This window comes from Nostoc sp. (assembly GCF_041747015.1).
Classification (GTDB): Bacteria; Cyanobacteriota; Cyanobacteriia; order Cyanobacteriales; family Nostocaceae; genus Nostoc.
Genome location: NZ_JBGTFY010000095.1, coordinates 1 through 11,685 on the forward strand (window position 1 = coordinate 1; position 11,685 = coordinate 11,685).

Here is an 11,685-nt window from a genome sequence, read left to right on the forward strand (position 1 = left end):
CTTGCCACAAAATGAACATTTCAAATGGGAGTCGTACTTAGACATACCAGCCTCTTATTTCAGAATGGTGACGTTTTCCCCTGCTGTGGGAAGATTTTGCCTGGAAATGACCTGATCAATCAAACCGTAGTTTTTTGCCTCGTCTGCCGACATGAAAAAGTCGCGCTCAGTATCTGCTTCAATTCTTTCTAAGGCTTGACCAGTATGGTGAGCCATTAACTGATTTAACTTAGCTTTAATGTAAAGAATTTCTCTGGCTTGAATTTCTATGTCAATGGCCTGACCTTGAGCGCCACCAAGCGGTTGGTGAATCATAATCCGGGAGTCGGGTAAAGACATCCGCTTACCGGCAGCCCCTGCTGTCAACAAAAAGGCCCCCATGCTTGCTGCTAATCCGAAACAGATGGTAACAACATCAGGGCGAATCTGCTGCATTGTATCATAGATTGCCATTCCTGCGTAGACTGAGCCGCCAGGAGAATTAACATACAGTTGAATGTCCTTCTCAGAATCTTCGGCGTCTAGGAATAACAACTGAGCCACAATTGAGTTGGCTACAGCATCGTCTATTGGCGTTCCCAAAAATACAATCCGCTCTCGCAGCAGGCGGGAGTAGATGTCGAAAGCCCTTTCTCCCATGCCAGATTGTTCTACCACCATCGGGACGATGTTGCTAGGGCTGCTCAACTGGGAGTTAATCTTTATTCGGCTTAAGTTGTTGATGGGGTCATTTCCCGACTGCGATAGAAGCATACAAAAATTTGACGATAATTTAGGACAGATGTTTCAGCAGCATATGCTGCCTTTTCGACGAGTGGGATTTTTATAAGCTACGTGTTAACCATTATGCCTTATATAATTTCCTCTCGTCTAACACAGTATCAAGCCAAGGTGATAACAGGTGCCACTATTTGCTGAAAATTCATTAATTCTTTAATTATTCTGCTTTCATCTCTGAGTTGTCAGGAGTTAAGAGTCAAGAGGGCGTGAACTTTCATCTCCTCCTGCTCCCTCATCTCCTTTCGTTTACCCATAACACCAGTACTTTAACTCAGAACTGGTGAACTCATGGCTGTGGAATTTTTTATGATCCTTCCGTGACTTCTGTGGAAGTATCGCTGCTTTCTTCCTCTGTCAGAGGTACATTATCAGCATCAGCATCCGATTGTGCCAGTTCCTTTTCCTCTACAGCACTCAAAGAGCCTTCGGGTACAAGTTCAACTGAGGAGTGTTCTAAGAGCCAATCGATGATTTTTTCGCTTAACAGTTCGTTTCCGACGATTGAGCGCAGTTTATCTTCATCAACTTCTTGTTCTTCCGGGTATTGCTGCAATAGTTCTGTGACTCTGGCTGCGATTTCTTCTGGTGTTACCTCAATAGATTCGCGTTTCCCGACTTCCCGCAAAGACAAGGAGCGTTTGATGCGTTCAATTGCCTCAATGCGCGATCGCTCCCGCAACTGAGGAATAATATCTTGAGTAAACAGCTTTCTCACATCTAATCCCTGCTGAGACAGCCGCATTGCTGTTTGCGTCAGCATTGCATCCACTTCTTGCTCAATCAATGTTGCTGGTAAGTCAACTTCTACGTGCTTAAGCAGTTCTGTTAACAAGGCTTCCTGCTTATTTGTTTTTGTTTTCTCGTCCGCCTCTTTTTGATATTGCTCTACCAGAGAAGCACTATACTCCTCCAAAGTTTCAAAGTCGCTGATTTCTTGAGCGAAGTCGTCATTCAATTCCGGTAGCTCTTTTTCCTTCAGTTCTTTAAGCGTTACTGTAAAAGTTGCCGCTTTTCCAGCTAAATCTTCGTTAGCATAGGGATCTGGGAACTGCGCCGCCATTTCTCTGGTTTCTCCTGGATTCATCCCCACTATTCCAGAAATAAAGCCTGGAATAAACTTATCTTCCTGCAACTCAACTTGAAAATCAGTTGCTTCAGCTCCAGGAATAGGTTCTGGTTCGGCTGTTTCGTCTTCGCCCTCAGCTTTGGAAAACACACCTTTAAAATCGACTACGGCAACATCGCCGATTTGGGCTGCACGTCCTTCCACAGGAATCAATGTCGCTAATTCTTGACGTTCCTTGTTTAGGGTGTTCTCCACTTCAGTTGGGTCATACTTGACTTCCTCAGCTTGGAAAAGTAAATCAGTGTACTGGACTAGATTTACTTCTGGTTCTACATCCACAGCTGCCGAAATCGTCAGGGGTTTTCCAGGTTCATAATTATTAATCAAATCCTCATAGGAAGAGCGCAATTGCGGCTGACCTATTGCCTGGATGGCTTCTTGTTTGACTGCTTTCTCAATCCCATCTTGAATTAGTTCTTCCAGCGCTGCTGCTTTGATTCGAGTCGTACCCAGCCGTTGTAACAATATAGGCCGGGGCACTTTGCCTTTACGAAACCCAGGAATATTGGCAGTACTCGCTAAGTTTTTAATGACCTTTTCGTAAGTTTGCTTGGTAGTTTCCGGCGCAATCTCTATTTCCAGACCAATTTGGCTGGCGGGAAGTTTTTCCTGGGTGACTTTCATGCTTCGTCTCTAGTTTTCTGGTATTTTATACTCCGAGTACATACAAGACGCCATTGTTTGCGTTTATAATCTTGATGTCTCTTAAGGTAATGAGAGGTTGCCACAAGGTTTCATGACATCCAAGGATGAGTAGTTGTCTTGGGGCAAAGATCCAGTTTACTGCCAATGTCCAAGGACTTGACATTTTACTTTCATCACAATTTAGCTAATGAGGGCATTGGAAAATTCTTCCCCACTTCCCCGAAAACTTAAGAATTAATTATTCAGTGGGATAACCCCGTGATATTCTGGTTCTCAGCCAGTGGTTATTATTCCCAAATTAAAGTTATGGTAGTGAGTCTAGCTATTATATAAGTTGTGGGATTAGAACGCATCTGTCACCTAGCCGCATAGATCATTTTTATACTCTGCTGGTTTTATGCCTTTCGATTATAGTATATTAATCATCTTGGTAAGCAACTTTGTAGCCAAAACGTTTGTTGACCTTACAAGTGAATGCTTTTAAAACGTTTAAGTGCAGATATCTCCATTTTTCTGCTAAATTGCGGTTTATTGTAGAATAATATATAGTTTAAATCGATTATAAAATTAGACAGCGATTGTTAGAGAATGCAACATCACTTAATATTTATTAAATAGCCAAAAAGTAAATGTATTAAGATATAAAGATAGACTAAATTAGAGAAAAAGATAAATCTATTCAAAATGTATTTTAAGATTGCGATCGCCATTTAAATATATCTAAATTGTCAATTGTTCCACTAAATTTCACCTAAACCTCTTAAAGGAGGAAGCGAGCTTGTCCAATTCCTATCGTATAGCTATTTTGGGAGCGACTGGTGCTGTTGGCACAGAGTTGCTGGAATTATTAGAAAGTCGTAATTTTCCGGTTGCTGACTTGAAGTTATTGGCATCAGCGCGGAGTGTCGGGCGATCGCTACGGTTTAAAGGGGAAAATATACCAGTAGAACCAGTGAGCGATCGCGCCTTTGAAAATGTCGATATAGTACTAGCTAGTGCAGGTGGTTCCACATCCAAAACTTGGGCAGCAGTTGCAGTCGAAAAGGGCGCAGTGGTAATTGATAACTCCAGTGCCTTTCGGATGAACCCGGAAGTTCCCTTAATAGTCCCAGAGGTGAATCCACTAGCCGCAGCTAATCATCAAGGCATTATTGCCAACCCTAACTGCACAACCATCTTAATGACTTTGGTAGTATGGCCATTGCATAAAGTTAAACCAGTGCAACGCATCGTCGCCGCAACCTACCAATCTGCTAGTGGTGCCGGTGCTCGAGCAATGGCAGAAGTCAAAACCCAAACAAGCGCTATACTACAAGGACAGCCACCAGTTGCCGAAATATTGCCTTACCCATTGGCATTTAATTTATTCCCACACAACTCCCCATTAAACGATTTGGGTTATTGTGAAGAAGAGATGAAAATGGTCAACGAAACCCGAAAAATATTTGGCACGCAGCAAATCAGAATCACTGCAACCTGTATACGGGTTCCCGTACTCCGCGCCCACTCAGAAGCCATTAATTTAGAATTTGAGACTCCCTTTAGTGCCAAGGAAGCCAGAGAAATTTTAAATTCCTCCCCTGGAGTAAAATTGGTAGACGATTGGGGAACTAATCATTTTCCGATGCCAATTGAAGCAACAGGTCGAGATGAAGTTTTAGTGGGAAGAATTCGTCAGGATATTTCTCATCCATGCGGCTTAGAATTATGGTTGTGTGGCGACCAAATCCGCAAAGGCGCAGCACTGAATGCAGTACAAATCGCCGAGTTGTTGGTAGAAAAAAATCTACTAAAACCCTCTAAGGCATACGTTTCAAGCTAGTCAAAACCAAAGCCAGAGACTTTCGTTGTCTGGAGTCAAAGGTAAAAATTAGTTATTTGGAAGTTTGAACTTTTAAAAAAGAGCAAGTGTGCAAATCACTATTGAAAGGAATTTGCAGATAGGTTATCACAATAGAAAACCACCAAGATACAAAAACATGGGTAATCAGGAGTGAAAAAAGTGTGGGAGATTTTGGCAATGTTTTAACTGCTATGGTTACACCGTTTAAAGCAGACGGGAGTGTAAATTATGATGTAGCAGCAGAACTGGCAGTACATCTAGCTAACAACGGTACAGATACGTTGGTGATGTGCGGTACAACAGGAGAATCCCCGACGCTAAGTTGGGATGAAGAATACCAATTATTTGTCGAGGTGTTGCAATCCGTGGCGGGAAAAGCCAAGGTAATCGCAGGTTGTGGTTCAAATTCCACCAAAGAAGCGATCGCAGCCACCCAAAAAGCGTCTAAGATAGGAGTACATGGCTCCTTACAAGTTGTTCCTTATTACAACAAACCGCCACAAGCGGGATTGGAAGCGCACTTTCAGGCGATAGCACAAGCCTGTCCCGACCTACCATTGTTGTTATATAATGTCCCTAGTCGTACCGGACAAAACCTTCAGCCAGAAACAGTTGCCCGGTTAGCTGAGGTTAACAATATTGTCGGGATAAAAGAATCCACTGGTAGTATAGATCAGGCAAGCGAAATTCGCCGCTTGACACCAAAAGAATTCCACATCTATTCTGGTGATGATTACATGACTTTGCCCTTGTTAGCGATCGGGGCAAAGGGTGTGGTAAGTGTGGCTTCTCATCTGGTAGGAAACCAACTACAGCAGATGATCCAAACTTTTAGTGCAGGTAAAATTGAGTTAGCAAGCGACATTCATCTCCAACTGTTCCCGTTGTTTAAAGCTCTATTTCTTACTTCAAATCCCATTCCAGTGAAAAAAGCACTGAAACTTCAAGGTTGGGAGGTTGGTTCAACTCGTCCGCCCCTATGTGAAGCTGATTTAGAAGTCACTCAAAAGTTAGAAGCGGTTCTGAAAGAACTTAGTTTAATCTAGCTACAAGCTGATTAAGCGCTGATAATTTGCTGCTTGCCAAAAATAAATACAAACAATGGTCATAATTGTTCACAAGTTGCAATTTAAAAACCTGTACTAAGACTAATAGATATACTATGAACTCTTCAGTGTAGTATCCATTTTATTGAATAAAAAATTGAAGTTCTCAATTAAAACTTGATTGCTATAGGACTGACTTAATAGACAGATGATGTTGTCTTAAATACAAGTTCGTTAACTATCAACTCAATTAACCACAAGTAACAATCTAAGGAGAAAATGGCTAAAAACGAAGCTAACAATTCCGCCTTGAAAATTATTCCTTTGGGCGGTTTGCATGAAATTGGGAAAAATACTTGTCTTTTTGAGTATGACGATGAAATTATCCTCTTAGATGCAGGATTGGCTTTTCCCACAGAGGCGATGCACGGAGTAAATATTGTTCTACCAGATACAACCTATCTGCGGGAAAATCGCCACAAAATCAAAGGGATGATCGTTACTCATGGTCATGAAGACCATATTGGCGGGATTGCTTTTCATCTCAAGCAATTTGATATCCCCGTAATTTATGGGCCGAGACTAGCAATGGCAATGCTAGAGGGTAAATTGGAAGAAGCGGGAGTGCGCGATCGCACCGAAATCAGAACTGTTCTACCCCGTGATGTTGTGCGGATTGGCAAAAACTTTTTAGTGGAATATATCCGCAACACCCACTCCATCGCTGATAGTTTCACTGTTGCCATTCAGACTCCCCTTGGTGTAGTCATTCACACAGGGGATTTTAAAATTGACCATACCCCGGTGGATGGGGAAAAGTTTGACTTGCAACGTTTAGCAGAACATGGTGAAAAAGGCGTTCTTTGCCTACTGAGTGATTCCACCAACGCCGAATTACCTGGATTTACACCTTCAGAACGTTCAGTTTATCCAAATCTGGAGAGAGTATTTAGTCAAGCAACTGGCCGATTATTTGTTACTACCTTTTCTTCCAGTGTGCATCGCATCAACATGATTTTGGATATCGCCAAGAAGCAAAACCGTGTAGTGACGATTGTGGGGCGTTCCATGCTGAACTTGATTGCTCATGCCCGGAATTTAGGTTACATCAAGTGTGAAGATAATCTGCTGCAACCATTGCACGCAGTCCGCAATCTACCTGACGAAAAAGTTTTAATTTTAACTACAGGTTCTCAGGGTGAATTGATGGCAGCAATGACTCGCATTGCCAACAAAGAACATCCTCACATCAAAATCCGCCAAGGAGATACGGTAGTATTCTCTGCTAACCCAATTCCCGGAAATACGATCGCTGTAGTCAACACCATCGATAAGTTGATGATTCAGGGAGCGAAAGTAATCTACGGTCGGGATAAGGGGATTCACGTCTCCGGTCACGGCTGTCAGGAAGAGCAAAAGCTGATGATTGCCTTAACTCAACCCAAGTTCTTTGTACCATTTCACGGCGAACATCGGATGCTGGTGAAGCACGCAGAAACGGCTCAGAGTATGGGCATTCCCGCCGAAAACATGATCATTATCCAGAATGGTGATGTTGTAGAACTGACTGAAGATACCATTCGCGTCGCTGGTAAAGTGCCATCTGGGATCGAATTGGTGGATACAACTAGCTCCGGTATGGTAAGTGCCCATGTGTTGCAAGAACGGCAACGTATGGCTTCAGAAGGCATTATCACGATCGCCGCTGCCATTGATTGGAATGGTAAACTGTTGGCAAAACCAGAAGTTCACCTCCGGGGTGTAGTGACAAATGTAGAGCGATCGCTTCTACAAACCTGGGTAAAACAACGGATTGAAGAAATTCTCACTGTACGCTGGTCAGAATTTGCTGCTGGCGAAGGTGAAGCAGCAGATATAGACTGGGGTGGATTGCAAGGTACTTTAGAACGAGAATTGCAGCGTTCCATCCGCCGCGAACTACAATGTCAGCCATCTGTAACTTTGTTGATGCAAATCCCCGATCAGCCACCTGTGAAAGTTGCCGATGGCAGAAGACGACGCACTCGGACTGCTGCTCAGGTAGCATCATAGGGAATTTAAGATAAAAATCTTACGCAGAAGCGCAGAGACGCAGAGTTTTTCTCATGTCTTTGCGCTTTAGCATGAGATTTAGAGAAAAATCATTTGCTTTTATAAGGTGGAGTTGTTGCGTATAAACAACTTTGCCGGGAGTGCTGATTTATTATTCTGATATCCATTTCCAGAAACAATAAGCACCATAACCAACTGCTGCTGCTGCAACTGCTGGTGCTGCAACTGTGATAGCTACACCTGCTGCCATACCACCGCCAACTGTCGCCCCAACAGACGCTAACCCTGAAGTGATTCCAGCAGCACTCAGACCAGCAACGCTTCCAGCAGCTGCAACAGCACCAACGGCTCCCGCAGTGCCAGCAGCAGCACCAACAGTTGTCATAGTTCTGCCAACAGCACGAGCTTCTCTCTCGTCGCTAGTAAGATTTTCGTTATCTTCTAAAATACTATTCATTGCCAGGGTTGTTATAGCAGCAGGAGCTATACCAAGTGCGCCAATGCCTGCAACAGCTCCCCCACCAACAACTCCACCGATTGTAGCTAGACCTGACATAATCCCGGCTCCACTTAGCCCAGCTGCGGCTCCGGCAGCACTGATAACACCAATACTACCCGCAACTGCGGCTCCACTTCCAGATGCTCCTCCTGCCGTTGCTCCAGCATTTTTGAGTTGTTCGCTTGCGTGTATACCTGTCTTACACCATGTAGCAAAGTGTTCACAATTATTACCAAACAGGTCGTAAGTATTTTCCCCCAATCGGCTTTCGGCGCGTTGAATTACAACATCAGGCAAGTCAGAACTACCATACTCCCTTAGAAACACTATCTTTCCAGATACAAATGAATCCCAAGAAACACGAGAAATATTTCCCTGATTTTTTGTGTAGTGGACGACTGTACCATCACCGCAGTCGATACCATGATGGCTGTAATCACCACACTTAAAGTAAATATGATCACCTTTTCTCATGTTGTAGTTGTCTTTAATACTCAGTTGTTATTAATAGCAACAAAATTAGTGCTTGCCTAAGATATTTATGGCACAGCCTTTATCTGGATTACTAGAGTGGTTAAACTGAGTTATTTTAAAATTTATCAACAAGCCTAATCTATGTTTTTTATACTATATGAGTTTCCTAAAGGCAGTATTTACACATGAAAAGGAATTTTTTAAAAGTAATCCTTCATAAATATCTGAGTTTAATTTTGAGCAAGTGATCGCACTTCTATGGTTCACGCACATTCAATGAACCCATTGCCAAGTCTCCTAGAAATTCAGAATAGTCAGCAATGAACAGGACGCGAGGACGTAGAAACGTGGGAATACAGAGAAGAAAAACGCCTACTAGGGTATTACCAATATTTATACTTAGCAAAAATACTTCCAGGAAGAGATTGTGTTAAGGTTTGTAAATGCTACACTAAAGCCTACCCGATGACAGATGTCTTCACTAAAATTTAACGTGTGTCAAGTTATGAACAAGATCGTAATATTACGCTACCGATCCCCAGAAAATTGCGATTAACTTGACGTAGTAATAAATTAAGTTCTGACTTAAGTGGCTAATCAGGTATTAACTTATATCGCAGTCAGGACGCGATTTTTCCGGTAAAGGTCGTAGCCACATTGTATATATTCATCAAAAAGCTGAATAGCCTCAATAACGTAGAGGATTAACCATGAAGGTATTCGACAGTACCACAAAAAAGATTTTTCTGGCTAGCTGGGTATCAATCAATCAAGCAGAGACTAGTGATCATAAAGTAACCCAGCTAAACCGTTCTGTTTCCAAAGCTTACTGGAATATTCTCCAACCCTTACGGCAGCGGGTAGACAGCATTCAAGTTCGCGATCGCCAATTAGCTCACCGCTTGTGCAAACTGATTCCATCTCAGTGTCCCTTTGAGCGGGATGTCAAATTATTTGGAAAAACCCTGTTTCACATTCCGCCCATGTGCAAGCTTAACCCCTTATATGATGAAGTGGTTGGTTTACGTTTTCGAGCGCTGTGCTATCTAGCCGACGATTGTGGCGAAGATGTGTCGCAGTATTGCTAATACACAGTGCTGAGGGAAAAGTTAGGAGTAGAGACGCTATTGATTGCGTTTATACAGAGTGATTAGTGACGAATTAAAAATAAAACTCATAATTCATAACTCCTAACTCCTAACTATTTTTTTTGCCATTTTCGGATAGCATCCTGAGCATCTTCGTAAGCGCCTGTTTCCTCTGGCACTAAAGCAGCGGTCGCAATTGCGGACTTGAGTTCTCCTTCTGCGGCACGGCTCTTGGACAGATTTAGAATTTTTTCACTCCATTTATTAATTGATTTTTGGGCAGTATCGAAGCCTGGTTGACCTGCTGGGACTGTTTTGGCAACTTCGATCGCCCGATTGTAGGTAGATGCCTGTCCTGACTTAATCAAGCCATTAGCTGCATCTAAAAGAGTTTTGTTACTCACATACTGCTTGCCCTCTAACCGCCACAGGTTAATTGCTGCTTGGGCTTTGGCGTATGGGTCTTCATCTTTGGTGATTAACCGTGCGGCAGCAATAGCGCTGGCATACTGTCTTTTTTTAGCACGACCTTCTGCTAAATCTAAAATCATCCGGCTCCAAATTTTAATATTCTCCTGAGCTTGTGCGTACAGTGGTTCACCGGGTTTAATTTTCCGGGCTGTAGCGATCGCCATGCTCAAATCGCTAGCTTGAGTTTGTCTGAGCGACATTTTCGCTAGGTCTAATACTGCTTGATTCCGCTTTTTTGACTCGGAACTAGAGACTATTTGGGCGCTAGATGGGTTTTTGAGTTTAACTGGTGGAGTGGGATCGCTAGATAAATTCTGGATAAACTGGCGATCGCTAGCAGTAGCATTGGGTGACGTATTTGATATTTGCTTAATTCTAAAAGTTTCTTGATTACGCAGAAAAACTACAGCGATTAAACCTGCTACCAGCAAGCTGCCTCCGCCCCATAAGATAAACTGTTTCCAAAAAGGGATGCTTGACTGATTCGATGGCAATCGAGAGACATAACCTTGGGAGGAATTGGGGATAAATCTTCCCCTGGTATTCACTCCTAAAGAAGTTTCCGGCATTGGCTGGGAAACTAAATCTGTAGCTGACTTCTGGACTTGTTGATCCTTAGACTTCTCGACCTTATAAGCCTTCACCTGTTGCGAGGAGTTCATAGTAGCTTCTCCCCATCTGCCCCGATCTCCTGAAGTTCTAGGGGAATCGTCGAGGGGAGGAGCCGCAAGGGCAACAGCAAAGGATTCTTCGGGATAAATCACCGATTCTGCTTGAAACTCGCTTTCCATTGCCAAACTTGGCAAGATTACTTGCTGCCTTGATGGGATGATAGTGGCAGGGTTTTGGACAGGACGCCAGTGATGTTGACATAATTTTGGCATGAGCAGGCTTAGGTAGCTTTCTAAATCTGCCAAGTTGCTGCCATTACCAGAACGCAAAGCTTCTAACAAAGCTGCTGTAAAGAATCCGTGACCTAGTTCGCTACTTTCGTGGGAAAACTGCTCTGGCTGGCAAGAAAGAATTGTAGCGAGTTGTAGTTCTTGAGCTAGTTCTATTGTTTCTTCGCCAACGGGAGCATCCGCTTGGGTGCCAAAAGCGCGGTTGATATCGAGTAGTAGCAATACATTCATCTCAGCAAGTTGCAGACTTTGCATTAGCGATCGCAATTCTATGCCAGTCTCTTGCACGAGTTCGGGGTTGCCCTCTGTTGGCATTAAGTAATCTTTACCTTTGTAGTTGACCCCATAACCGCTAAAGAATAACCACAAATAGTCTTCCGGTTGCCAACTTGTCGCTGCCAAATCTTCAAGTAGCAGCAAAATATTTTCTTTAGTCGGGTAAGTGGATCGATCCCCAATCGGCGGCGAAGTATCTGTCATTAACAGGCAGTGTTTGGGGACAAAACCGCCATGTGTAACTAAAAAATCCTCCAGTGCCTCAGCATCTGCTTGGGTACAACTTAAAGGTTGAAATAACTGATATTGATTGATGCCAATTGCGATCGCCCAGTAATTTGTCATCCCGCTCTTTGTCAGTTATTGTTTGCTGGTCTTAAAATTGCGGTTGGCTTTGCCAAAAAAACAAAGCTAACCTATGTTTTATATAGTCTAAGTGATTATAAGCGAATCTTAAGTTAGAATGTAATTTTTATTACGTTA

8 protein-coding genes are annotated in these 11,685 nt (G+C 43.0%); 4 read left to right on the forward strand and 4 right to left on the reverse strand.

Going from position 1 to position 11,685, the window contains the following annotated elements; translation table 11 throughout:
* Positions 1–54 precede the first annotated feature (54 nt).
* Positions 55–753 carry an ATP-dependent Clp endopeptidase proteolytic subunit ClpP gene (gene clpP, locus ACEW80_RS07030; protein WP_373525910.1) on the reverse strand — a complete coding sequence of 233 codons (699 nt, stop codon included), beginning with the start codon at positions 751–753 and terminating at the stop codon, positions 55–57.
* A 331-nt stretch (positions 754–1,084) separates the two neighbouring features.
* Positions 1,085–2,530: a trigger factor gene (gene tig / locus ACEW80_RS07035; protein ID WP_373525911.1), complete on the reverse strand. Its 1,446-nt coding sequence runs from the start codon at positions 2,528–2,530 to the stop codon at positions 1,085–1,087.
* A 799-nt stretch (positions 2,531–3,329) separates the two neighbouring features.
* On the opposite strand from tig, the gene ACEW80_RS07040 reads away from it, so the two are divergent.
* From ACEW80_RS07040 to ACEW80_RS07050, 3 genes are all read left to right on the forward strand, one after another.
* Positions 3,330–4,373 carry an aspartate-semialdehyde dehydrogenase gene (locus tag ACEW80_RS07040; RefSeq protein ID WP_373525912.1) on the forward strand — a complete coding sequence of 348 codons (1,044 nt, stop codon included), beginning with the start codon at positions 3,330–3,332 and terminating at the stop codon, positions 4,371–4,373.
* A gap of 182 nt (positions 4,374–4,555) precedes the next feature.
* Positions 4,556–5,440: a 4-hydroxy-tetrahydrodipicolinate synthase gene (gene dapA / locus ACEW80_RS07045; RefSeq protein ID WP_373525913.1), complete on the forward strand. Its 885-nt coding sequence runs from the start codon at positions 4,556–4,558 to the stop codon at positions 5,438–5,440.
* A 279-nt stretch (positions 5,441–5,719) separates the two neighbouring features.
* Positions 5,720–7,492, forward strand: coding sequence for a ribonuclease J (locus ACEW80_RS07050; RefSeq protein ID WP_373525914.1), 1,773 nt, complete (start codon positions 5,720–5,722; stop codon positions 7,490–7,492).
* Between the two features lie 151 nt (positions 7,493–7,643).
* On the opposite strand, the gene ACEW80_RS07055 is transcribed toward ACEW80_RS07050, so the two are convergent.
* Positions 7,644–8,465 carry a lecithin retinol acyltransferase family protein gene (locus tag ACEW80_RS07055; protein ID WP_373525915.1) on the reverse strand — a complete coding sequence of 274 codons (822 nt, stop codon included), beginning with the start codon at positions 8,463–8,465 and terminating at the stop codon, positions 7,644–7,646.
* 710 nt (positions 8,466–9,175) lie between these two features.
* Here ACEW80_RS07055 and ACEW80_RS07060 point away from each other — a divergent pair.
* Positions 9,176–9,553, forward strand: a complete 378-nt coding sequence (locus tag ACEW80_RS07060; protein ID WP_373525916.1) for a Mo-dependent nitrogenase C-terminal domain-containing protein — start codon at positions 9,176–9,178, stop codon at positions 9,551–9,553.
* A gap of 113 nt (positions 9,554–9,666) precedes the next feature.
* Here the strand turns inward: ACEW80_RS07060 and ACEW80_RS07065 are convergent, their stop codons facing one another.
* Positions 9,667–11,547 (reverse strand): caspase domain-containing protein, encoded by a 1,881-nt coding sequence (locus ACEW80_RS07065; protein ID WP_373525917.1) that lies wholly within the window; start codon positions 11,545–11,547, stop codon positions 9,667–9,669.
* Positions 11,548–11,685: the final 138 nt, after the last annotated feature.